The organism is Pseudomonas sp. GM41(2012), from assembly GCF_000282315.2.
Lineage (GTDB): Bacteria > Pseudomonadota > Gammaproteobacteria > Pseudomonadales > Pseudomonadaceae > Aquipseudomonas.
The window spans coordinates 2,354,100-2,376,063 of record NZ_AKJN02000006.1 but is presented as its reverse complement, the minus strand read 5'-3'; the positions used below and the strand labels follow the sequence as shown (position 1 = coordinate 2,376,063).

At 59.5% G+C, this 21,964-nt stretch carries 20 protein-coding genes; 14 read left to right on the top strand and 6 right to left on the bottom strand.

From position 1 onward, the window contains the following. Positions 1 to 293: 293 nt before the first annotated feature. The 10 genes from PMI27_RS15275 to PMI27_RS15320 all read left to right on the top strand — a co-directional run bounded on the left by PMI27_RS15275 (position 294) and on the right by PMI27_RS15320 (position 10,749). Positions 294 to 1,043 carry an electron transfer flavoprotein subunit beta/FixA family protein gene (locus PMI27_RS15275; protein ID WP_024164570.1) on the top strand — a complete coding sequence of 250 codons (750 nt, stop codon included), beginning with the start codon at positions 294 to 296 and terminating at the stop codon, positions 1,041 to 1,043. After that, positions 1,044 to 1,973 carry an electron transfer flavoprotein subunit alpha/FixB family protein gene (locus PMI27_RS15280; protein WP_024164569.1) on the top strand — a complete coding sequence of 310 codons (930 nt, stop codon included), beginning with the start codon at positions 1,044 to 1,046 and terminating at the stop codon, positions 1,971 to 1,973. A 198-nt stretch (positions 1,974 to 2,171) separates the two neighbouring features. Then, positions 2,172 to 3,008 carry a substrate-binding periplasmic protein gene (locus PMI27_RS15285; protein ID WP_008147005.1) on the top strand — a complete coding sequence of 279 codons (837 nt, stop codon included), beginning with the start codon at positions 2,172 to 2,174 and terminating at the stop codon, positions 3,006 to 3,008. 9 nt (positions 3,009 to 3,017) lie between these two features. Then, entirely contained in the window at positions 3,018 to 3,374 is a 357-nt protein-coding gene (locus PMI27_RS15290) for a DUF4398 domain-containing protein (protein WP_008147008.1), read from the top strand. Next, complete coding sequence (locus tag PMI27_RS15295) at positions 3,371 to 4,183, top strand: OmpA family protein (protein WP_008147009.1); 813 nt, start codon at positions 3,371 to 3,373, stop codon at positions 4,181 to 4,183. The genes PMI27_RS15290 and PMI27_RS15295 overlap by 4 nt, the downstream gene beginning before the upstream one ends. Positions 4,184 to 4,537: 354 nt before the next feature. Beyond that, entirely contained in the window at positions 4,538 to 5,977 is a 1,440-nt protein-coding gene (locus tag PMI27_RS15300) for an aminotransferase-like domain-containing protein (protein ID WP_008146981.1), read from the top strand. Positions 5,978 to 6,065: 88 nt separating this feature from the next. Then, positions 6,066 to 6,533, top strand: a complete 468-nt coding sequence (locus PMI27_RS15305; RefSeq protein ID WP_033053222.1) for a hypothetical protein — start codon at positions 6,066 to 6,068, stop codon at positions 6,531 to 6,533. Positions 6,534 to 6,696: 163 nt separating this feature from the next. Beyond that, positions 6,697 to 6,951 (top strand): YkgJ family cysteine cluster protein, encoded by a 255-nt coding sequence (locus PMI27_RS15310; protein ID WP_008146977.1) that lies wholly within the window; start codon positions 6,697 to 6,699, stop codon positions 6,949 to 6,951. A gap of 41 nt (positions 6,952 to 6,992) precedes the next feature. After that, positions 6,993 to 7,598 (top strand): START domain-containing protein, encoded by a 606-nt coding sequence (locus tag PMI27_RS15315; protein WP_008146976.1) that lies wholly within the window; start codon positions 6,993 to 6,995, stop codon positions 7,596 to 7,598. Between the two features lie 1,057 nt (positions 7,599 to 8,655). Then, the gene (locus PMI27_RS15320) at positions 8,656 to 10,749 is read left to right on the top strand and encodes an LTA synthase family protein (RefSeq protein WP_008151248.1); all 2,094 of its coding nucleotides are present in this window, start codon (positions 8,656 to 8,658) and stop codon (positions 10,747 to 10,749) included. Between the two features lie 61 nt (positions 10,750 to 10,810). Here the strand turns inward: PMI27_RS15320 and PMI27_RS30460 are convergent, their stop codons facing one another. Beyond that, positions 10,811 to 10,969: a DUF3309 family protein gene (locus PMI27_RS30460; RefSeq protein ID WP_174602692.1), complete on the bottom strand. Its 159-nt coding sequence runs from the start codon at positions 10,967 to 10,969 to the stop codon at positions 10,811 to 10,813. Between the two features lie 280 nt (positions 10,970 to 11,249). Between PMI27_RS30460 and PMI27_RS15330 the strand changes: the two genes are divergently transcribed. The 3 genes from PMI27_RS15330 to csrA all read left to right on the top strand — a co-directional run bounded on the left by PMI27_RS15330 (position 11,250) and on the right by csrA (position 12,801). After that, complete coding sequence (locus PMI27_RS15330) at positions 11,250 to 12,065, top strand: SDR family oxidoreductase (protein ID WP_008151246.1); 816 nt, start codon at positions 11,250 to 11,252, stop codon at positions 12,063 to 12,065. Between the two features lie 64 nt (positions 12,066 to 12,129). Next, positions 12,130 to 12,462: a YnfA family protein gene (locus PMI27_RS15335; protein WP_008151244.1), complete on the top strand. Its 333-nt coding sequence runs from the start codon at positions 12,130 to 12,132 to the stop codon at positions 12,460 to 12,462. Positions 12,463 to 12,615: 153 nt separating this feature from the next. Next, positions 12,616 to 12,801: a carbon storage regulator CsrA gene (gene csrA, locus PMI27_RS15340; RefSeq protein WP_008151243.1), complete on the top strand. Its 186-nt coding sequence runs from the start codon at positions 12,616 to 12,618 to the stop codon at positions 12,799 to 12,801. A 4-nt stretch (positions 12,802 to 12,805) separates the two neighbouring features. Here the strand turns inward: csrA and PMI27_RS15345 are convergent, their stop codons facing one another. The 5 genes from PMI27_RS15345 to mnmC form a co-directional block, all read right to left on the bottom strand. Continuing rightward, on the bottom strand, positions 12,806 to 13,033 hold the full coding sequence (locus PMI27_RS15345) for a YheU family protein (protein ID WP_003199186.1): 228 nt from the start codon (positions 13,031 to 13,033) through the stop codon (positions 12,806 to 12,808). A gap of 160 nt (positions 13,034 to 13,193) precedes the next feature. Then, the gene (locus tag PMI27_RS15350) at positions 13,194 to 14,384 is read right to left on the bottom strand and encodes an osmoprotectant NAGGN system M42 family peptidase (RefSeq protein ID WP_008151241.1); all 1,191 of its coding nucleotides are present in this window, start codon (positions 14,382 to 14,384) and stop codon (positions 13,194 to 13,196) included. A gap of 162 nt (positions 14,385 to 14,546) precedes the next feature. Next, positions 14,547 to 16,295, bottom strand: a complete 1,749-nt coding sequence (gene ngg / locus PMI27_RS15355; protein WP_008151238.1) for an N-acetylglutaminylglutamine synthetase — start codon at positions 16,293 to 16,295, stop codon at positions 14,547 to 14,549. 3 nt (positions 16,296 to 16,298) lie between these two features. Then, positions 16,299 to 18,071, bottom strand: coding sequence for an N-acetylglutaminylglutamine amidotransferase (locus PMI27_RS15360; RefSeq protein WP_008151236.1), 1,773 nt, complete (start codon positions 18,069 to 18,071; stop codon positions 16,299 to 16,301). Between the two features lie 124 nt (positions 18,072 to 18,195). Next, on the bottom strand, positions 18,196 to 20,178 hold the full coding sequence (gene mnmC / locus PMI27_RS15365) for a bifunctional tRNA (5-methylaminomethyl-2-thiouridine)(34)-methyltransferase MnmD/FAD-dependent 5-carboxymethylaminomethyl-2-thiouridine(34) oxidoreductase MnmC (protein ID WP_008151234.1): 1,983 nt from the start codon (positions 20,176 to 20,178) through the stop codon (positions 18,196 to 18,198). Positions 20,179 to 20,431: 253 nt separating this feature from the next. Between mnmC and pap the strand changes: the two genes are divergently transcribed. Then, complete coding sequence (gene pap / locus PMI27_RS15370) at positions 20,432 to 21,955, top strand: polyphosphate:AMP phosphotransferase (RefSeq protein ID WP_008151231.1); 1,524 nt, start codon at positions 20,432 to 20,434, stop codon at positions 21,953 to 21,955. The last annotated feature ends 9 nt before the right edge of the window (positions 21,956 to 21,964 follow it).

Here is a 21,964-nt window from a genome sequence, read left to right as displayed (position 1 = left end):
AGATACGGTCGGTTTTGCGCTCGCCGTAGGCTGACTGTTGGTTTCAAGAGCACCTCTAAAGACAGGGCGATGGCAGTACAAGGTGATGCGCAGCGCAGGTTCCGGCGCGCAGTTTACACGCCGCGATAATGAATGACTCGTCAGTCACCACTGACGAACGGTCATCTTCATCGTGAGCGCTTGTCACTTGACACCTTTGCCAGCGTTTTTAGAGGTGCCCTTGCGCCGATGAGCATCAAACCGCCAGGTTCGCCTAGGCGACTTTCTTTTCACCGGAGAGTAACGAGGAATCCATGAAGGTTCTTGTAGCTGTCAAACGCGTTGTGGATTACAACGTCAAGGTTCGCGTCAAGGCGGACAATTCCGGCGTCGACCTCGCCAACGTCAAGATGTCGATGAACCCGTTCTGCGAAATCGCAGTGGAAGAAGCCGTACGCCTGAAAGAGAAAGGTGTTGCGACTGAAATCGTCGTCGTCTCCATCGGCCCGTCCACCGCTCAAGAGCAACTGCGCACCGCGCTGGCTCTGGGTGCCGACCGCGCCATCCTCGTCGAATCCGCTGAAGACCTGACTTCGCTGGCCGTTGCCAAGCTGCTCAAGGCTGTTGTCGACAAGGAACAGCCTCAGCTGGTGATCCTTGGCAAACAAGCCATCGACAGCGACAACAACCAGACTGGCCAGATGCTCGCAGCATTGAGCGGCTATGGTCAGGGCACGTTCGCGTCCAAAGTCGAAATCAGCGGCGACAGCGTTGCCGTGACTCGCGAAGTCGACGGCGGCGCGCAGACGGTTTCCCTGAAACTGCCAGCCATCGTCACCACTGACCTGCGTTTGAACGAGCCGCGCTACGCGTCCCTGCCAAACATCATGAAAGCCAAGAAGAAGCCTCTCGAAGTGCTGACTCCGGACGCTTTGGGCGTTTCCACCGCCTCCACCAACAAGACCGTGAAAGTCGAAGCGCCGGCTGCACGCAGCGCAGGCATCAAGGTCAAGTCGGTGGCTGAACTGGTCGAGAAACTGAAAAACGAAGCGAAGGTAATCTAAATGACTATCTTGGTTATTGCTGAACACGACAACAAAGTGCTGGCCCCGGCCACGCTGAACACTGTGGCTGCCGCCGTTAAAATCGGTGGTGACATCCACGTTCTGGTTGCAGGTCAGGGCGCTGGCGCCGTGGCTGAAGCCGCGGCGAAAATCGCTGGCGTGAGCAAAGTACTGTCGGCTGACAATGCTGCTTACTCGCATCAACTGCCGGAAAACGTTGCTCCTCTGGTTGCCGAGTTGGGCAAGGGCTACAGCCACATCCTGGCGGCTGCCACTTCCAACGGCAAAAACATCCTGCCGCGCGTTGCCGCTCAGCTGGACGTTGACCAGATCTCTGAGATCATCTCGGTCGAAAGCGCTGACACTTTCAAGCGCCCAATCTACGCCGGTAACGCCATCGCAACCGTTCAATCGAACGCTGCGGTCAAAGTGATCACCGTGCGTGCTACCGGTTTCGATCCGGTGGCGGCTGAAGGTGGATCTGCTTTGATTGAAGCCGTTGGCGCTGCACACGACGCTGGCATCTCCAGCTTCGTCGGCGAAGAACTGGCCAAGTCCGATCGTCCGGAACTGACCGCTGCCAAGATCGTCGTTTCCGGCGGCCGTGGCATGCAGAACGGTGACAACTTCAAACACCTGTACGCCCTGGCTGACAAGCTGGGCGCTGCTGTCGGTGCTTCCCGCGCCGCGGTCGACGCAGGTTTCGTACCCAACGATATGCAGGTCGGTCAGACCGGCAAGATCGTTGCTCCACAGCTGTACATCGCCGTCGGTATCTCTGGCGCGATCCAGCACCTGGCCGGCATGAAAGACTCCAAAGTGATCGTTGCGATCAACAAGGACGAAGAAGCGCCGATCTTCCAGGTGGCCGATTACGGCCTGGTGGCGGACTTGTTTGAAGCCATCCCTGAGTTCGAGAAGCTAGTCTAATCCAGCGGCCTGACTTATAAAGAGCCCGACCTTTTGGTCGGGCTTTTTTTTTGTTCTTCTGTAGGAGCTGTCGAGTGCAACGAGGCTGCGATCTTTTGATCTTGCTCTTGATACTCAAGTGAACTCGAAAAGATCGCAGCCTCGTTTCACTCGACAGCTCCTACAGGGTATAACCGGGTTTGAGTGGAGAGTGTCGCCATGGATCTGCACCGCGTTTACGGCTGGTCATTGCTGCTGGGTCTGACGGTGTTGCCGGCGCTGTCAGTCGCCGCGGGCAAGTGCGAACGCCTGGTGGTGACCGGCAGCCCGGATGCGCCGCCGTACCTGTGGCAAGACCCGCAACACCCCAAGCACCTGATCGGCGCCAGTGCTGACCTGTTGCAGCAGGTGGCGGGGGAGCTGGGGATCAAGGTCGAACTGCTTTACGCCGGCAAACGCTCCCAGGCCCTGGACGAAGTGCGCAGTGGGCGAATGGACATGCTGGCGGATGCGTCATTGACGGTCAGTGAACTGGACACTCTGGATTACATTCATCCTCCGTTACTGGAAAACGATTACCTGGTCTGGACCCGCAAAGACTCGACGCTGGTCTACAACGAAGCGCAGGACCTTCACGGTCATCCCGGCGCGTTGTCGGAAAAGTCTCGTATGACCCAGGCATTTGGCGTGTTCGCCGAGCAGCAATTGTCCCTCGCACGCACGCCAAATCTGACCCAGGCCTTTCAGAAATTGCTGCTGGGTGAGGTGGAATTTGTCCTTGCCGGACGCTACTCGGGCATGGCGGCCGCGCAGACACTTAACCTGGCCAACGACCTGGTCGCCCGTCCACAACCGATCGACAAACCCGGCCTGTTCCTCGCGGTTTCCCACAACTCCGCCTGCAACGATCCGTGGTTGCGCGGACAGCTGGCCAAAAAGATGACAGAATTGCCCGCGTCCGGACTGACGGAAGCCGTGCTGCAACGCAATATCGAGCGCTGGAAGGCGCAGCGCTCACAGCCGCAGCAACCACCTGTCAGTACCCCAAAACAGTAGGGATTTTTAGTGAGTATTCGACCTCTTTTCGCTGCCCTGGCCGTTCTGGCTCTGGCGGGTTGTGCAGCCGATCCGGCGCCGAATGAACAAATGCGCCTGACCGAACAGGCACTCGAGCAGGCCAAGGCCGTGGGCGCCACCGCCGCCGACGTGCCGGAAATGAAACTGGCCGAAGACAAGTTCAACCGCGCCAAGGGCAGCATGAACGACCAATCCTTCAAGAACGCGCGCATGCGGGCCGAGCAGGCCGAGCTGGACGCGCGACTGGCCGAAGCCCGGGTTCTGACCCTCAAGAGCGAGGAGCAGTTGAACGTGCTAAACACCCGCATCACTCGCCTGCGCAAGCAACTGGGAGATGCCCAATGAGCCTCAAGACCAAAGCCCTGGGCGGTTTGATCCTGGCAGGTTGCGCCAGCCTCTATGGTTGTGCCGGTCAGCACAGCGAGGCCGCGTTGCAGCAGGCCAGTACTGACTTCCAGAAGGTCAAGGAAGATTCCAGCGTGCTGCGAATCGCGCCCAAGGATGTGATTCGCGCCGGTGAGTCGCTAGCCCGTGCCGATCGTCTGTCCACCTATTGGGGCAGTGGATCGGACGTGCTGCATTACGCTTACCTGAGTGAACGCTATAGCAAAATCGCGCGCGAACACACCAATCAGGTGCTCAACGAAGAACGTGCGGCGAAGCTCGAACTGGAGCGTCAGCGCCTGCAACTGGCCTTGCGCGAATCCAAACTGCTCAGCGTGCAGCAGCAGGGCAAGTGGCTCGAAGAACAGATTGTCGCGCTGGCGACCACCCAGACCGATCGCGGCCTGGTGATGACCTTGGGCGACGTGCTGTTCGACACGGGCGAAGCGGAGTTGAAAAACTCGGCGAACCGCGTGGTGTTGAAGATCGTGCAGTTCCTGCAGCTCAACCCCAAGCGCGTGGTGCGCATCGAAGGTTATGCCGACAGTACCGGCGGCAAGCAGGAAAACCTCAAGCTGTCCCGTGACCGTGCGCAATCGGTGGCAGACGTGCTGATGGATTTGGGCATCGACGATAAACGCATTCAGGTCGAAGGCTACGGCGATGAATATCCGGTCGACGTGAACGCCTCCGAACGGGGACGTGCACAGAACCGTCGGGTGGAAATTGTGTTTTCTGACGAAAAAGGCCAGCTCGGCGCTGCCCGTTAAGGGCTACGTCACTGGACAAGACACCCTACGAAAACGGGTGACGCCAGAAATCCTGTAGGAGCTGTCGAGTGAAACGAGGCTGCGATCTTTTGATCTTGCTCTTGATACTCAAGTGAACTCGAAAAGATCGCAGCCTCGTTTCACTCGACAGCTCCTACCCAGCTCCTACAACCCGGCCTGCCCGTCAGCGCCGGGTTTTTTTACGCCTGCTGATCAACTCCAAAAAACAGTACAGTTTTTGCTGACACTGCACTGTACGGTCGACTATTGTGGCAACTGTCCCAGTACACTTCTAAACTGTTCCGGTATTGTTTCACACAAGAATAAAATGCCCGTGAAATCGAGTGCTGCGTCATGACCAATCTCTTGCTCTACCAACGTATTGCTCAACAACTGGCCGAAGACATCCGCCGTGGCGTCTATCAACCGGGGGAGCGCGTGCCTTCGGTGCGCAAGATGAGTTCGCAGCTCAACGTCAGCCATGCGACGGTGTTGCAGGCTTACGCCAACCTCGAGGATCAGGGGCTGATCCGCGCCCGGCCGCAGTCGGGTTACTACGTGCACCAGACTCCGGCCCTGACCGCGCCGACACCGGACATCGCCCGGGTCGAGCGTCCAGGTCTGGTCACTCGCAGCAGCATCATCCAACAAGTCCTGGTCGAATCCCGCCGCGAGGGTGTGTTTCCCTTGGGCGCGGCGGTACCGAGCGTTGATTATCTGCCGGTGCGGGCGCTGCATCAGCAACTGGCCAAAGTCACCCGTTTCCATAGCCCGCGGGCGTTCAGCTACATGTTCAGCCCGGGTTTCGAACCGTTGCGCCGACAAGTGGCGATCCGCATGCGCGACGCCGGCGTGGTGGTCGATCCGTCGGAAGTGGTCATTACCCACGGCTGCGTTGATGCCTTGCAGATGTCCCTGCGTGTGCTGACTCGCCCGGGCGACCTGATCGCCGCCGAGTCGCCGACCTACTACGGTTTGCTGCAACTGGCTGACCTGCTGGGCCTCAAGGTCATCGAGATCCCGAGCGATCCGGCCACCGGTATGAGCCTCGAAGCCCTGCAACTGGCGGCCAACCAGTGGTCGATCAAGGCGCTGGTGCTGACCACGCGTCTGAGCAATCCATTGGGCGGCACCATGCCCGAAGAGCGGCAGAAGCAACTGCTTCGCCTGGCCTCGGATTTTGATATCCAGATTGTCGAAGACGATATCTACGGCGAACTGATGTTCGAGCAGGGTCGCACCAAATCACTTAAAGCCTACGATCGGCTGGATCGGGTGATCTATTGCTCAAGCTTTTCCAAAACCCTGTCGCCGGGCGTGCGGATCGGCTGGATGATTGCCGGCAAGTACCAGCAGGAAATCCAGCGTTTGCAGACCTTCAGCACCCATTCGGCCTGTAGCGTCACGCAGATGGGCATTGCGGCGTACCTGGAGAACGGTGGTTACGACCGGCATTTGCGCTACATCCGTCAGGAGTACCGCAAGAACCTCAGCGCTTTCCAGCTGGCGGTGCAGCAATACTTCCCGGAAGGCACGCAGATGACCCGGCCGACCGGCGGCTTCATTCTGTGGGTCAGCCTGCCGGGGCGGGTCAACACGCAGGAGCTGCACGTTCGTGCGTTGCAACAGGGCATCAGCATCGCGCCGGGGCTGATTTTCAGTAACACCGAGCAGTTCAACCACTGCATTCGACTGAACTGCGGCACACCCTGGAACCGTGAAGCCGAGCGTGCATTGATGACCCTGGGCATGCTCGCCACCCAACTCTGTCAGGAGATGGTCGGCGGCTTTTGAGGGGGCGGGCAGGATATTCCTGCCCGAGCTTGTCATGTCGCCTGCAACAGGCGAGCATATGGCTCCTGCCGTTTGTACCGTTGGGTCCATGAAGCCGATTTTTCCCGCCGTATGGCTATCGATCTGCCTGCTGATGACCTTCCAGGCCGAAGGTGTATTAGCGGCTTCCGTTCAAGAAAAACCGGCAGCCAGCGCCACTTCGAAAAAACCGGCACTGGTCAAGAAAGCCGCGCCGGTCAAAAAGAAAGCGGCCAAGGTGAAAAAGCGACCGCCGATTGCCTCCAAGTCCAAATCCGCCAGTGAAATCGCGAAAACCAAGCTTCCTTCGGTCGACCTGGATTTGAGCCTGCCCCAAGACATGGCCGAGGAGCTGAAACCGATCGGTACGGTGGCGTTGCCACGGCACGATGCAGTATTGCCGCAAATGTTTGGTGACAAGGCTGGTCCGTTTCAGCTCAACGGGAGGCTGATCAGCAACGAAATGAAGTTGCAACTGCGCAACGAAGAGCGCCGTGAAGTCGAAGGTGCAGCCCTGGAATTCGAGTTCAAACGATAATTTCTTCCCGTCCGTGACCCGCTGGCCAGACGCTTTGTCGGAGACTGGTCAGTCACGCTCGGTTAAGCGAAAAAACCCGGGTCCAGACAATTTTAAACAAGCGTTTTAGCGGTTACTCTGTGCCACGTCCTTTAACACATCGCCCGTCGAGGAGCTCGTCGTCATGAAATGCCGTGAAGGCTGTGGCGCCTGTTGCATTGCCCCTTCCATCAGTTCACCGATTCCAGGCATGCCCAATGGCAAGCCCGCGGGAGAACGTTGCGTACAACTCTCTGTCGATAACCTGTGCGGCATTTTCGGCAAACCGGAACGTCCTGCAGTGTGTTCGGCGTTCGAAGCCGACATCGAAGTCTGCGGAAGCAGCCGTGACGAAGCGATCAAATTGTTGGGTTGGTGGGAGCAAATGACGGCGGCGTGATGTGTTCAACGAACGGATCTTCAACAATAAGGAATAAGACTATGGGTTCGCTGCAACGTATGGCTGTGCTGTGTGGTTTGACGGTTTTGCTGGCTTCCACGGCCGCTCAGGCAGAAGACTGGAAAGTCGCCAAGAACGAAGACGGCATCAAGGTTTCCTTGAGTGAAGTGGCTGGCTCCGATTACAAGGCTTACCAGGGCGTCACGCTGATGAAAACCACCATCGCCAAACTGCGCGCGCTGCAGGAAGACGTGTCAGGCGCTTGCACCTGGATTCACGAATGCAAAACCCAGAAGCTGCTCAAGCACGAAGGCGACCAAAGCTGGACTTACACCCAGTTCAATACGCCTTGGCCGGTTACCGCGCGTGACTCGGTGTTGCATGTCACCACCACCGAGGGTGCTGATGGCAGCCTGACCCGCAAACTCGAAGGTGTGCCGAAGTACCTTCCTGAAGAAAAAGGCTTCGTCCGGGTGACCAAGGTCGACGGTTTCTGGAAGTTTGTGCCCAAGGGCGATCAGGTTGAAGTGACCTATCAGGTGCATACCGAGCCGGGCGGTAGCATTCCGCCGATGGTGGCCAACAAGTTTGTGGTGGATGCGCCGTTTAATACTTTGAAAGCCCTGAAGGCACGCGCTGAGAAGTAATCGCTCCGTTTTTTGATAATGCGCCCTGACTTTGTTCGGGGCGTTTGCTATTTGGTAGGGCGGTTTATTTGATCGGGGGCATATCCGTTTCTGCGGTCACGGCTGCTGGCGGTTTCGCTTTTACAGCGAGTCACTTTGGAAAAGCCCCAAAGTAACCAAAGGGCTTTTGCCCCTTTCGTTCGGTGCCTCGCCTAGGCTCGGCATGCCCTCGCTCCGGTCCTGCTCCGTGGGCCCGCCGCCATCGGCCATCCATGGCCGGGGGCGGCTAACCCGGCATCCATGCCGGGTTGCCCACTGCGCAGAACCTCCACTCGGCCTCCCGATGGGGCGTACAACTCAAGATCAAAAGCTGGAGGCGAGCTAACGCTCGGCCTGATGAGTGGTGAGAAGCAAAAGCTGTACGCCGATCTGCTTTATGTGGGAGCGGCGGTGCGACGATTCGACTTGCTCGCGAAGCTGTTGATCTTGCTGTTGCCGTTGCTTTGGCTTTTGATCTTGATCTTGATCTTGATCTTGATCTGCTTGCCCCTTTCCCAGAGGCCGAACGCAGGCGTTGCGCAGGGGGCACCGCGGCAAGGATGCCGCGGTAGCCGCCCCCGGCCATGGATGGCCGATGGCGGCGGGCCCCCGGAGCAATGCCGGAGTGAGGGCATGCCGAGCCTGGGCGAGGCACCGAATGGCGGGGCAAGAGCCCTTGGTTACTTGGGGCTTTTCCAAGTGACTCGCTGTAAAAGCGAAACCGCCAGCCGCCATTACCGCAGAAACGGATATGCCCCCGATCAAAGAGCACAACTGAAACGAATACGCCCCAAACTAACGGTCATTCGAATCAGGGGGACTTTATTTTGTTTCCGAATATGCGTTGCACGAAATTTTCACAAAGCCTCCAAGACAATTCGCCCGCGCCAAACATGCCGGACAGTAATCAATAGCAATGCCGCGAGTGATCGTGCAACATTTGCGCACCGTGCAAGCCCCGGGGCCGAGTACTGGCCAACAGAGGGCAAGGCGCCGCTGTATTTTTGCAACTTCAACTTCCAATGGGTCCTAAAACGACATGGCAAACCCGGACGCCCTGAGTCAGCAGCGAGCTTCTAGTCGCCTGCTGCAACCGACCGTCAAATCGCATCTGGCCTACACGCTGCTGTGTGCCCTGGTCATGATGGTCATGTTCAGCCTGCTGCGCGTTGCGCTGCTGGTTTACAACCGCGAGATGATCCTCGACACCCCGGCCTCGACCTTTCTCGAAGCGTTCGCCAACGGTCTGCGTTTCGACCTGCGCCTGGTGGTCTACCTCAGCATTCCATTGCTGCTGGCGTTGTTCAGCGCCCGGGCGATGGCCGCACGTGGATTCTTCCGGTTCTGGCTGACCATTGCCTCGAGTATCGCCCTGTTCCTCGGCCTGATGGAGATGGACTTCTACCGCGAGTTCCACCAGCGCCTCAACGGCCTGGTCTTCCAATATGTAAAGGAAGACCCGAAAACCGTGATGAGCATGCTCTGGTACGGTTTTCCGGTAGTTCGCTACCTGCTGGCCTGGGCCGTGGGCACGTTGATCCTGACCCTGGCGTTCAAGGGCGCCGACCGCGCCACCCGGCCTCGTGGCCCCTTCAGCGGCGGCAGCATCGGCACGCGCAAGGTCGCCCCGTGGTACGCACGCATCGCGGTGTTTGTCGTCTGCCTGCTGGTCTGCGTAGTCGCCGCTCGTGGCACCCTGCGTCAGGGCCCGCCACTGCGTTGGGGTGACGTTTACACCACCAACTCGAACTTCGCCAACCAGTTGGGCCTCAACGGCACCTTGTCGCTGGTCGCCGCGGCCAAGAGCCGCATGTCCGAAGATCGCGACAATGTCTGGAAGGCCACGTTGCCACAGCCTGAAGCGCAGAAAATCGTGCGTGACATGCTGGTGATGCCGGACGACAAACTGGTGGATGCCGAAACCGCAGCCGTGCGTCGTGACTACACGCCACCCGCCGACAAGACCCTGCCGATCAAGAACGTCGTCGTGATCCTGATGGAAAGCATGGCCGGTCACTCGGTGGGCGCCTTGGGCGCACCGGGCAACATCACGCCGTACCTCGACAAACTGTCGAAGGAAGGCCTGATGTTCGACCGCTTCTTCTCCAACGGGACCCATACCCACCAGGGTATGTTCGCCACCATGGCCTGCTTCCCGAACCTGCCGGGTTTCGAATATCTGATGCAGACGCCGGAAGGCAGCCACAAGTTGTCCGGCCTGCCGCAATTGCTCAGTGCCCGTGCCTATGACGACGTGTACGTCTATAATGGCGACTTCGCCTGGGATAACCAGTCGGGTTTCTTCAGCAACCAGGGCATGACCAACTTCATTGGTCGTAACGACTTCGTGAACCCGGTGTTCTCCGATCCGACCTGGGGCGTGTCCGACCAGGACATGTTCGACCGTGGTCTGGTAGAGCTCAAGGCACGGGAAAACGGCAAGCCGTTCTATGCGCTGCTGCAAACCCTGTCCAACCACACGCCTTACGCCTTGCCGACCCCATTGCCGGTTGAGCGCGTGACCGATCGCGGTAGCCTGAACGAGCATTTGACCGCCATGCGTTATGCGGACTGGGCGCTGGGCCAGTTCTTTGAAAAGGCCCGCAAGGAGCCGTATTTCAAGGAAACCCTGTTTGTGATCGTCGGCGACCACGGTTTTGGCAACGAGCGTCAGATCACCGAAATGGACCTGGGCCGCTTCAACGTGCCGATGCTGATGATCGCACCGGGCATCCAGGAAAAGTTCGGCGAGCGTGACCATACCGTGGGCACGCAGATCGACATCGTGCCAACCATCATGGGCCGTATTGGTGGTGAAGTACGTCATCAGTGCTGGGGCCGCGATTTGCTCAACCTGCCTGAAGGCGACACTGGTTTCGGCGTGATCAAGCCGTCGGGTAGCGAGCAGACCACCGCCATCATCACGGCTGATCAGATTCTGGTGCTGCCGAAGGAAAAGGAAATGGCGCCGAAGATGTACCAGTACGAACTGGGCGCGACACCTCACGCCGAGATCGTTCCGGATGCACCGCGTACCGCTGAGCTGAAACTCAAGCTCGAAGCGTTCCTGCAAACGGCGACCAAGAGCCTGATCGACAACACCGCCGGTGTGGTTGATGGCAAGCCGGACTAAGTCTTGATGCAATAAAAAAGAGGCCCTTGAAAAGGGCCTCTTTTTTTTGCCTGTTAAACCTTTATATCTTGCCGAGCAACAGCAGGATCAACAGCACCACCAACACCACGCCGATGATACCCGACGGGCCATAACCCCAACTTCTGGAGTGCGGGAAGACCGGTAAACCACCTACCAGCAGGAGGATCAGAATAATGATAAGAATTGTGCCCATGTCTATTTCCTTGTTGGAAGTGTTCTGGAATTACCTGGCGTTTAACGGTCAGCCGGACTGCTATAAAACCGGGCTGCTTACAAAATCCGACTGTGGCGTATGAAAGAAAATTCCAAGTTTTTTTAATGTTTTTCGAAGAAAGGCTTATTTCGTTTTTAATGAGTCTAGTTGGTTCAGGCGCTGCCATGGTTTGCTCGGGCCATTCAGCAATCTGATGGAGCGTGGGTCGGGCATTGTCCTTCGCTACACTCGATGCATCTTCCCCGGAACAACAAGGCTGTTTGCTATGCAAAATCGCATGATGATCACTGGTGCGGGCTCGGGCTTGGGTCGCGAAATCGCGCTGCGCTGGGCGCGTGAAGGCTGGCAGCTGGCCTTGTCGGATGTCAGCGAACCCGGTCTGCAGGAAACCCTGAAACTGGTTCGCGAAGCCGGTGGCGACGGTTTTATCCAGCGTTGCGACGTGCGCGATTACAGCCAGCTGACCGCTTTCGCCCAGGCCTGCGAAGAGAAACTCGGTGGCATCGATGTCATCGTCAACAACGCCGGCGTTGCCTCGGGCGGGTTCTTCAGTGAACTGTCGCTGGAAGACTGGGACTGGCAGATCGCGATCAACCTGATGGGCGTGGTCAAGGGCTGCAAAGCCTTCCTGCCGCTGCTGGAAAAAAGCAAAGGCAAGATCATCAACATCGCGTCGATGGCCGCCCTGATGCAAGGCCCGGCCATGAGCAACTACAACGTGGCCAAGGCTGGCGTGGTGGCGTTGTCCGAAAGCTTGTTGGTCGAGCTGGCGCATCAGGAAGTCGGCGTGCATGTGGTGTGCCCGTCGTTCTTCCAGACCAACCTGCTGGACTCGTTCCGTGGCCCGACGCCGGCCATGAAAGCCCAGGTCGGCAAGTTGCTGGAAAGCTCGCCGATCACCGCAGCCGACATTGCCGATTACATCTATCAGCACGTCGCCGCTGGCGAATTCTTGATCCTGCCGCACGAACAGGGCCGCATGGCCTGGGCGCTCAAGCAGAAGAACCCGCAACTGCTCTACGACGAAATGACCGTCATGGCCGACAAAATGCGCGCCAAGGCCAAACAAACCGCAGGTTGAACTTGCCCGTACGCAACACCGTCGTTAGGGTGGCCGCCATCGGCCATCCTCGCGAGATGTATGCATGCTCAATTACCTGTGGTTTTTCCTCGCCGCGCTGTTCGAAATCGCCGGCTGCTTTGCCTTCTGGATGTGGCTGCGCCAGGGTAAAAGCGCCTGGTGGGTCGTGCCCGCTCTGCTCAGTCTGACCTTGTTCGCGCTGCTGCTGACCCGCATCGAAGCGACCTACGCCGGCCGCGCCTATGCCGCTTACGGTGGCATCTACATCATCGCGTCGATCGGCTGGCTGGCAGTGGTCGAGCGGATTCGTCCGCTGGGCTCGGACTGGCTCGGCGTGGCGCTGTGTGTAACCGGGGCCAGCGTCATCCTTTTCGGCCCGCGCTTCTCCGCTTCCTGAAGGATCGGTCCTTCATTTAACGGGTTTGTCAGACGTTTCCATAGGAACTGTTCGGACGGCGCTGTAGGGCGGGACTGATTTGCCGCTGTCGCATTGAAGCCCTACTCAGTGCAGGGCATCTTCAGGGTTCGATAACCCTGAAGGACGAATGCCATGCTTGTACTCAGTCGCGTTGTGGGCGAATTGATTTCCATCGGTGACAACATTTCCGTGCGCATTCTTGCCGTCAACGGAGGCAGTGTGCGCTTCGGTGTCGAAGCGCCGCAAAACGTCAACGTGCACCGCTCCGAGGTCTACGACCGCATCCAGGTCAAACTGGCGAAAAACAAAGGACGCTGAGGTCTCAGTCGAACAGGTGCTTGGGCACATCGTGCTTGAGCATCAACTGGCATTGCTCGCTTTCCGGGTCGAAGACAATCAGCGCCTGGCCCTTGGTCAATGCCTGGCGAACACGCAGAACACGGGTTTCCAGCGGCGTGTCATCGCCGTTGTCCGTACCGTCACGGGTCACGAAATCCTCGATCAGGCGGGTGAGGGTGTCGACTTCAAGTTGGTCGTGGGGGATCAGCATAGGCACCTCGGCTAAACAATGGCGCGATGCTACGGCGGTTGAACGCACAGGACCAGTAGGAGCTGCCGCAGGCTGCGATCTTTTGATCTTTGGTGTTAGTTGCATCGCTGAAAATCAAAAGATCGCAGCCTGCGGCAGCTCCTACGGTTTTACGTTCGCTTTAGCCCTCCGACCGCTGCCCTACGAGACTATCCACCGACGGCACCCGCGTATCGCTTTCCATCTGCGTCTCATGTTCGAGCTGATGACTGAACCGGTCCAGCGACCCCTTGGCCGGTTGTGCATCGCTGGCAAACACCGGCGGGCTCAGAATGTAGGCGCCGAGCAGGCGACTGAGTGCTGCGAGGCTGTCGATGTGGGTGCGTTCGTAGCCGTGCGTGGCGTCGCAGCCGAAGGCGAGCAGGGCGGTGCGAATGTCATGCCCGGCAGTGACCGCCGAATGGGCATCGCTGAAGTAATAGCGGAACAGGTCACGGCGCACCGGTAACTCGTTGTCACTGGCCAGGCGCAGCAGATGCCGCGACAGGTGATAGTCGTAAGGTCCACCGGAATCCTGCATGGCCACGCTCACCGCGTGTTCGCTGGAATGCTGACCCGGCGCGACCGGGGCAATGTCGATGCCGACGAATTCGCTGACGTCCCACGGTAACGCCGCCGCCGCGCCACTGCCGGTTTCCTCGGTAATGGTGAACAGCGGATGACAGTCGATCATCAGCTCTTGGCCGCTGTCGACGATCGCTTTCAGCGCCGCCAGCAATGCGGCAACGCCGGCCTTGTCGTCGAGATGTCGGGCGCTGATGTGGCCGCTTTCGGTGAATTCCGGCAAAGGGTCGAAGGCGACAAAATCACCGACACTGATCCCCAGCGAGTCGCAATCGGCGCGGGTGGCGCAATAGGCGTCCAGGCGCAGTTCAATGTGATCCCAACTGATCGGCATTTCATCCACGGCGGTATTGAACGCATGCCCGGAAGCCATCAACGGCAGCACGCTGCCACGGATCACACCGTTGTCGGTAAACAGGCTGACCCGGCTGCCCTCGGCAAAACGGCTGGACCAGCAGCCGACAGGCGCCAGGGTCAGACGACCGTTGTCCTTGATCGCGCGAACCGCCGCGCCGATGGTGTCGAGGTGAGCGGAGACCGCGCGGTCGGGACTGTTCTTCTTGCCCTTGAGGGTGGCGCGGATAGTGCCGCGGCGGGTCATCTCAAAGGGAATGCCCAGCTCTTCAAGCCGCTCGGCGACGTAACGCACGATGGTGTCGGTGAACCCGGTCGGGCTGGGAATGGCGAGCATTTCCAGCAGGACTTTTTGCAGGTAGTTCAGATCCGGTTCGGGAATGTTGCTGGTCATGGAAACTCCTGATGAGTCGAGGCTATCGATGGTTTCGATGAAGGGAAAGAATCGTCGTTGTCTGTCAGGGCCCCATCGCGAGCAGGCTCGCTCCCACAGTGGAGTGCGGTCAAATGTGGGAGCGGGTTTGCTCGCGAAGGCGCCAGCCCAGGCACTACATCACTAAGAAACCGCCGGCTGACTGTGCGGAAACAACAAATCCACAAACCGCTCAGCCGTCGGCTGCGGTTCATGGTTGGCCAGCCCGGCGCGCTCATTGGCTTCGATAAACACATACTCCGGTTGATCGGCAGCAGGCACCATCAGGTCGAGCCCGACCATTGGAATGTCCAGCGCCCGCGCCGCGCGCACCGCCGCATCCACCAGCGTCGGATGCAGGATCGCCGTCACATCCTCAAGAATCCCGCCGGTATGAAGGTTCGCCGTCTTGCGTACGAACAGATGCTCGCCCGCCGGCAGAATGCTGCTGTAGTCATAACCCGCCGCCTGCAAGGTGCGCTCGGTCTCATGATCCAACGGAATCTTGCTTTCACCGCTGGTCGCCGCCTGACGACGCCGGCTCTGCGCTTCGATCAGCGCACCGATGGAATGCTGACCATCACCGACCACTTCTGCCGGACGGCGAATCGCCGCGGCGACCACCTCAAAACCGATCACCAGAATCCGCAAGTCGAGGCCTTCGTGAAAGCTCTCCAGCAGTGCTCGACTGTCGAACTGGCGAGCGGACTCGATGGCTTGCTGGACCTCTTCGATGGTCTGTAGATCCACCGCGACGCCTTGGCCCTGTTCGCCATCCAGCGGTTTGACCACCACCCGTTCGTGCTCGTCGAGAAACGCCAGATTGTCATCGGCATTGCCGGCCAGTTGCTGCGACGGCAAGTTCAAACCGGCGGCCTTGAGCACTTTGTGCGTCAGGCTTTTGTCCTGGCACAACGTCATGCTGATGGCGCTTGTCAGGTCGCTGAGGGATTCACGGCAACGTACGCGGCGACTGCCATGGATCAAGGTGAACAGGCCGGCATCGGCGTCATCGACTTGCACTTCGATGCCGCGACGGTGAGCTTCCTCGACGATGATCCGTGCATAAGGATTGAACTCGGCTTCGGGACCCGGGCCCAGAAACAGCGGTTGATTGATGCAGTTTTTGCGCTTGATCGCGAAGGTCGACAGGTTGCGAAACCCCAGCTTGGCGTAAAGACTTTTCGCCTGACGGTTGTCGTGCAGCACGGACAGGTCCAGGTAACTCAGCCCACGGCTCATGAAGTGCTCGATCAAATGTCGCACCAGCACTTCACCGACACCCGGACGCGAACATTGCGGATCGACCGCCAGGCACCACAGGCTGCTGCCATTTTCCGGATCGTTGAACGCCTTGTGGTGATTGAGGCCCATGACGCTGCCGATGATCGCGCCGCTGTCCTCATCTTCGGCCAGCCAATAGACGGGCCCGCCCTGATGACGCGGAGTCAGCAGACTCGCGTCGATCGGCAACATGCCGCGCAACTGATACAGCTGATTGATCGCCTGCCAGTCCGCGTCGCTCTGGGCGCGACGGATGCGAAAGCCGCGAAACACCCGAGTGGACTGGCGGTAATCGCTGAACCACAGGCGCAAGGTGTCGGACGGGTCAAGAAACAACTGTGCCGGCTCCAGCCCCAGCACTTGCTGAGGCGCCGCCACGTACAGGGCGATGTCGCGTTCACCGGTGTGCTCATTGAGCAGCTCTTGGGCCAGGCTCGCCGCATCCGGAAAGGTGTGGCCGATCAGCAACCGGCCCCAACCGCAATGCACGGCAATCGGTGCGGCGCCCAATTCACTGCCGTCTTCGGCCAGGCGGGCCTGCAAGCGTTCGTAAGAGGGCGCCTGACCGCGCAACAAGCGTTGGCTGTAGGCCGTGGCGTGGGGTTTCATCGATCAGATTCCTTGTTCGCTGAGCCACAGGTTCAGGGCAGCCAATTGCCACAGCTTGGAACCGCGCAACGGGGTCAATTGACCTTGTGGATCGGTCAGCAGGCGGTCGAGCATCTCAGGCTTGAACAGGCCGCGATCCTGACTCGGATCGAGCAGCAGTTCGCGCACCCAGTTCAGCGTGTCGCCCTGCAAATGCTTCAGGCCGGGGACCGGGAAGTAACCTTTCTTGCGATCGATCACTTCACTCGGAATCACCAGCCGCGCCGCTTCTTTCAAGACTTGCTTGCCGCCATCCGGCAGTTTGAATTTGCCCGGCACGCGCGCCGACAATTCCACCAGGCGATAGTCGAGAAACGGTGTGCGCGCTTCCAGGCCCCAGGCCATGGTCATGTTGTCGACGCGTTTGACCGGGTCGTCCACCAGCATGATCGTGCTGTCCAGACGCAAGGCTTTGTCTACCGCTGCATCAGCGCCGGGCTGTGCGAAATGTTCCTTCACGAAGTCACCAGCGGCGTCATTCGCTGTCAGCCATTTCGGCTGCACGGTGGCGGCGTAGTCGTCGTAACTGCGGTCGAAAAACGCATCGCGATAGGCGGCGTACGGATCTTCGGCACCGTCGACTTGTGGGTACCAGTGATAACCGGCGAACAACTCGTCGGCACCCTGGCCGCTCTGCACCACTTTGCAATGCTTGGCCACTTCGCGGGACAGCAGATAGAAGGCGATGCAGTCATGACTGACCATCGGTTCGCTCATGGCGCGGAACGCTGCGGGCAATTGCTCGATGATCTCTTTTTCGTCGATGCGCAATTGGTGATGCTGCGTGCCGTAGTGCTTGGCGATCAGGTCTGAATACTGGAATTCGTCGCCGCGCTCGCCGCCGGCATCCTGGAAACCGATGGAGAAGGTCGACAGGTTTTCAACACCGACCTCACGCAACAGACCGACCAGCAAACTCGAATCGACACCGCCCGACAGCAGCACACCGACATCGACTGCCGCACGTTGACGGATCGCCACCGCGTCACGGGTGCTGTCGAGTACACGGTCACGCCAGTCTTCGAGTGTCAGATTCATCTCGTCGGCGTGTGGGCCGTAGGGCAGGGTCCACCAGGTTTTCTGCTCGGTGGTGCCGTCCGCTTCGATGCGCATCCAGGTCGCCGGTGGCAGTTTTTCGATGCCGGCCAGCAAGGTGCGAGGTGCCGGGACCACGGCGTGGAAATTCAGATAATGATTGAGTGCCACCGGGTCGAGGATCGGATTGATATCGCCGCCCTTGAGCAATGCCGGCAGTGCCGAGGCAAAGCGCAGGCGCTGGCCGGTGCGCGACAGGTACAGCGGCTTCACGCCGAGGCGGTCACGGGCGATGAACAGACGCTGGGCATCGCGCTCCCAGATGGCGAAGGCGAACATGCCGTTGAGCTTGGGCAGCAAGGCTTCGCCCCAGGCGTGATAACCCTTGAGCAGCACTTCGGTGTCACCACCGGAATAGAAGGCATAACCGAGGCTTTCAAGCTCAGTGCGCAGTTCCGGGAAGTTGTAGATCGCGCCGTTGAAGGCCAGGGACAAGCCCAGTTGGTTGTCGACCATCGGCTGCGCCGAGCCGTCCGACAGGTCCATGATTTTCAGGCGACGGTGGCCCAGGGCAATCGGCCCTTGGGCATGAAAGCCCCATGCGTCAGGGCCGCGAGGGGCCAGGTGATGGGTGATTCGCTCGATGGCTGCAAGGTCTGCAGGTTGATGATCAAAACGTAACTCGCCAGCTAATCCGCACATAAATTCCTTACCGGTTTTTCCGTTGGGGAGGGTCAATCGATACCGCGCCAAAAACGGCGGGTACTCAGAAACTGACCCGGCTGAATCCCCGGAGTTTTAGACCGATAAGTTATAAGTCGCGCCGTCAGACTTTTCCGCGGACCAACTGGCGCACGGCGAAACGGTTGGGATGGCAGGCCTCGGCGACCGTTCTGGGCAGGGGCAGCGGTTCGTTTTCGATCCATGCCGCGAGCAATTCACCCGATAGCGGCGCGGTGATCAAACCGCGAGAGCCGTGGCCGCTGTTGACGTAAAAACCCTCAAGCCAGGGGCAGGGAATATCCGGTACTTGCCGGGCGTCCTTGCTCAGTACGGCGTAGGCCTCGGCGAAGGCCGCTGGTTCGGCCAACGGGCCAACGATCGGCAGGTAGTCCGGGCTGGTGCAGCGGAACGCGGCGCGTCCTTCAAGCTGTTGCGGGTCCAGTGCCTGTGCATGCAGTCGCGTGGCCAGGTCGGGGGAGATTTCCTCGAGCAAGGCCAGGTTGCCGAGGTGTTCGGCGAGGGTCGGGGTCAGGTCATCGCTCTTGAAGTCGAAGCTGGCGCCGAGGGTGTGTTCGCCCAGTCGAGCCGGCGCCACATAGCCTTCGGCGCAGACGACGGTGGCCAGGCTCTGGCTTTCAGGGGTTTGCGCCAGTCGGGTGATCTGGCCACGAATGCGTTTGAGGGGCAGCTCGGCGCTTTGAGGGAAACGCTTGATCTCGGCGGCGCCGGCCAGGATCACCACGGGGGCACTGGCCAGCAAATCATCACCGTCCCAGGCCTGCCATTGATCATCAACCTTGCGCAGTTCCAGGACATCGCGATGGGGCAGCCACTGGATGTTCGCCGAAGATGCCTGCCAATGGCACAACGCCGGCGGATGAACCCAGCCGCCCTCCGGGAAGAATAATCCGCCGTGCTCCAGGGCGATGCCGGCCTGAACCTGGGCTTGCGGTTGATCGAGCAAGTGCACCAGGTCTGGCGAAAAGGCGGCGGCCAATTGCGCTTGGCGCTCGGCTTCCTTGGCGTTGAAGGCCAGTTGCAAGACCCCGCAATCGTCCCAGTCGACGCCCCGTTGCAAATGTTCGAGCAAACGCCGGGTGTGACCGAAACCACTGACAATCAACTGCGACAACGCAGTGCCATGGGCCGAAAGCTTGAGGTACAGCACGCCCTGTGGATTGCCCGAGGCTTCCTGCGCCAGTGCATTGTGACGCTCCAGAAGGCTGACGTGCCAACCCCGCGCCGCGAGACTGGCGGCCGTGGCGCAACCGGCCAGGCCGGCGCCAATCACCAGTGCCCGACGTTCGCCGGTCAGTGGCGTCGGGCGCGTGAACCATGGTTTGGCCGCGGCGGGCGCCGGGACTTCTTCAGGCCAGCCGAGAAACACGCCCCGCAGGATTTCCCATTTGTGGCCAATGCCGGGCGTGCGCTTCATCTTGAAGCCCGCCGCATTCAGCAGACGGCGCACCCAACCGGTGCTGGTGAAGGTGCTGATGGTCGAGCCGGGGGCCGCCAGACGTGCCAGTTCGGCAAACAGCTCGGCGGTCCACATATCAGGGTTTTTCGCCGGGGCGAAACCGTCGAGAAACCAGGCGTCGATCTGCGCGTCGAGTTGTGGCAATTGCTCCAGCGCATCGCCGATCAGCAGGGTCAGGGTCACGCGGCCGTTGTCCAGCACCAGGCGCTGGAAGCCTGGGTGGATCGCGACGTATTGCGTCAGCAGTTGATCGGCAAACGGCTTGAGCTCCGGCCACAAGGCCAAGGCGCGCTGCAGATCGGGCAGGCTCAGCGGGTACTTTTCGACACTGACAAAATGCAGCCGCGCCCCGGCCACCGCGTGCTGTTCGAACAGCTGCCAGGCGCAAAGGAAATTCAGCCCGGTGCCGAAACCGGTCTCGCCAATCACCAATCGACCGCCCACAGGCAACGCGGCAAAGCGTTCACGCAAAGCGTTCTGTTCGAGGAATACGTAGCGGGTTTCGTCCAGCCCCGACAGGTCGGAGAAATACACATCATCGAACACCCGCGAACGCGGGAGCCCTTGGTCGTCCCAGTCGAGCTGGGCGTGGGGCAATACAGGTTTCATGGCTGGCTCGGCAACGGCAAGGCGGCCATTCTAGCCGATCGCCGGAGCGGTGCTTGATCCAAGGCAAGCCTCAGGATGGCGTGCTTGTTCAAAATGGTGGTGACCGCAAAAGATCGCAGCCTGCGGCAGCTCCTACGGTTGTACGCCAATCCCACGTAGGAGCTGCCGCAGGCTGCGATCTTTCGGCCATTTTTGCATCACCGCAAACCTTTAACTTCCGCTAGTCTTGCTCAACCCTGGAAGGAGCCGTCCCATGTTCGAATCCGCCGAAATCGGTCACGCCATCGACAAAGAAACCTACGACGCCGAAGAACCGGTCCTGCGCGAAGCCTTGCTCGAAGCGCAGTTCGAACTTCACCAGCAGCGCCGCTTTCCGGTGATCATTCTGATCAATGGCATCGAAGGCGCCGGCAAGGGCGAGACGGTCAAGTTGCTCAACGAATGGATGGACCCACGCCTGATCGAGGTCCGCACATTCGATCAGCAGACCGACGAAGAGCTGGCGCGGCCACCGGCCTGGCGCTACTGGCGGATGCTTCCGGCCAAGGGCCGCATGGGGATTTTCTTCGGCAACTGGTACAGCCAGATGCTGCAAGGCCGGGTTCATGGCTTGTTCAAGGACCCGGTGCTGGATCAGGTCATCAACCAGTCCGAGCGCTTTGAAAAAATGCTCTGCGACGAAGGCGCGCTGATCTTCAAGTTCTGGTTCCACCTCTCCAAGAAGCAAATGAAGGCGCGGCTCAAGGCCCTGGCGGATGACCCGCTGCACAGTTGGCGCATCAGTCCGCTGGACTGGCAACAATCGCAAACCTACGACAAATTCGTGAAATACGGCGAACGCGTGTTGCGCCGTACCAGCCGCGACTACGCGCCTTGGCATGTGATCGAAGGGGTGGACCCTCATTACCGCAGCCTGGCGGTGGGCAAGATCCTGCTCGAAGGCCTGCAAAGTGCCCTGAAGCGACACAAGGTCAATCCTTCCAAGGTCAATGCCGCGCCGTTGCCCATCCATGTCGATCAGTTGAACCTGCTCGACAGCCTGGATTTGACCCAGCACCTGGACAAGGACGATTACGAAGAACAATTGATTACCGAACAGGCACGATTCTCCGGCCTGATGCGCGACAAACGTATGCGTCGACACGCCTTGGTGGCGGTGTTCGAGGGCAATGATGCGGCCGGCAAGGGCGGGGCGATCCGCCGGGTTGCGGCAGCCCTCGATCCACGCCAGTACAACATCGTGCCGATTGCCGCGCCCACCGAAGAGGAACGTGCGCAGCCTTATCTGTGGCGGTTCTGGCGGCACATCCCGGCCAAGGGCAAGTTCACGGTGTTCGATCGTTCGTGGTACGGGCGGGTGCTGGTGGAACGCGTCGAAGGCTTCTGCCCGCCGGCTGACTGGTTGCGGGCCTACAGTGAAATCAATGACTTTGAAGAGCTGATCGCCGAGGCCGGGGTGATCGTGGTCAAGTTCTGGCTGGCCATCGACAAGCAGACACAACTGGAGCGCTTCCAGGCGCGGGAAGAAATTCCCTTCAAGCGTTTCAAGATCACTGAAGATGACTGGCGCAATCGTGATAAATGGGATGACTACCGCGCGGCGGTTGGTGACATGGTCGATCGCACCAGCACCGAGATCTCGCCCTGGACGCTGGTGGAAGCCAATGACAAGCGCTGGGCGCGGGTCAAAGTCCTGCGCACCATCAATCTGGCGCTGGAAGAGGCTTTCGAAAAGTCCGACAAGCACGACAGAAAAGTGAAACAGCACAAGAAGTGAGCGATGGTT

Excerpts from the sequence above, each read along its gene's own strand:
- PMI27_RS15275 (WP_024164570.1), top strand. The coding sequence starts at position 294 with ATGAAGGTTCTTGTAGCTGTCAAACGCGTTGTGGATTACAACGTCAAG.
- PMI27_RS15280 (WP_024164569.1), top strand. The coding sequence starts at position 1,044 with ATGACTATCTTGGTTATTGCTGAACACGACAACAAAGTGCTGGCCCCG.
- PMI27_RS15285 (WP_008147005.1), top strand. The coding sequence starts at position 2,172 with ATGGATCTGCACCGCGTTTACGGCTGGTCATTGCTGCTGGGTCTGACG.
- PMI27_RS15295 (WP_008147009.1), top strand. The coding sequence starts at position 3,371 with ATGAGCCTCAAGACCAAAGCCCTGGGCGGTTTGATCCTGGCAGGTTGC.
- PMI27_RS15300 (WP_008146981.1), top strand. The coding sequence starts at position 4,538 with ATGACCAATCTCTTGCTCTACCAACGTATTGCTCAACAACTGGCCGAA.
- PMI27_RS15305 (WP_033053222.1), top strand. The coding sequence starts at position 6,066 with ATGAAGCCGATTTTTCCCGCCGTATGGCTATCGATCTGCCTGCTGATG.
- PMI27_RS15310 (WP_008146977.1), top strand. The coding sequence starts at position 6,697 with ATGAAATGCCGTGAAGGCTGTGGCGCCTGTTGCATTGCCCCTTCCATC.
- PMI27_RS15315 (WP_008146976.1), top strand. The coding sequence starts at position 6,993 with ATGGGTTCGCTGCAACGTATGGCTGTGCTGTGTGGTTTGACGGTTTTG.
- PMI27_RS15320 (WP_008151248.1), top strand. The coding sequence starts at position 8,656 with ATGGCAAACCCGGACGCCCTGAGTCAGCAGCGAGCTTCTAGTCGCCTG.
- PMI27_RS15330 (WP_008151246.1), top strand. The coding sequence starts at position 11,250 with ATGCAAAATCGCATGATGATCACTGGTGCGGGCTCGGGCTTGGGTCGC.
- PMI27_RS15335 (WP_008151244.1), top strand. The coding sequence starts at position 12,130 with ATGCTCAATTACCTGTGGTTTTTCCTCGCCGCGCTGTTCGAAATCGCC.
- csrA (WP_008151243.1), top strand. The coding sequence starts at position 12,616 with ATGCTTGTACTCAGTCGCGTTGTGGGCGAATTGATTTCCATCGGTGAC.
- PMI27_RS15345 (WP_003199186.1), bottom strand. The coding sequence starts at position 13,033 with ATGCTGATCCCCCACGACCAACTTGAAGTCGACACCCTCACCCGCCTG.
- PMI27_RS15350 (WP_008151241.1), bottom strand. The coding sequence starts at position 14,384 with ATGACCAGCAACATTCCCGAACCGGATCTGAACTACCTGCAAAAAGTC.
- ngg (WP_008151238.1), bottom strand. The coding sequence starts at position 16,295 with ATGAAACCCCACGCCACGGCCTACAGCCAACGCTTGTTGCGCGGTCAG.
- PMI27_RS15360 (WP_008151236.1), bottom strand. The coding sequence starts at position 18,071 with ATGTGCGGATTAGCTGGCGAGTTACGTTTTGATCATCAACCTGCAGAC.
- mnmC (WP_008151234.1), bottom strand. The coding sequence starts at position 20,178 with ATGAAACCTGTATTGCCCCACGCCCAGCTCGACTGGGACGACCAAGGG.
- pap (WP_008151231.1), top strand. The coding sequence starts at position 20,432 with ATGTTCGAATCCGCCGAAATCGGTCACGCCATCGACAAAGAAACCTAC.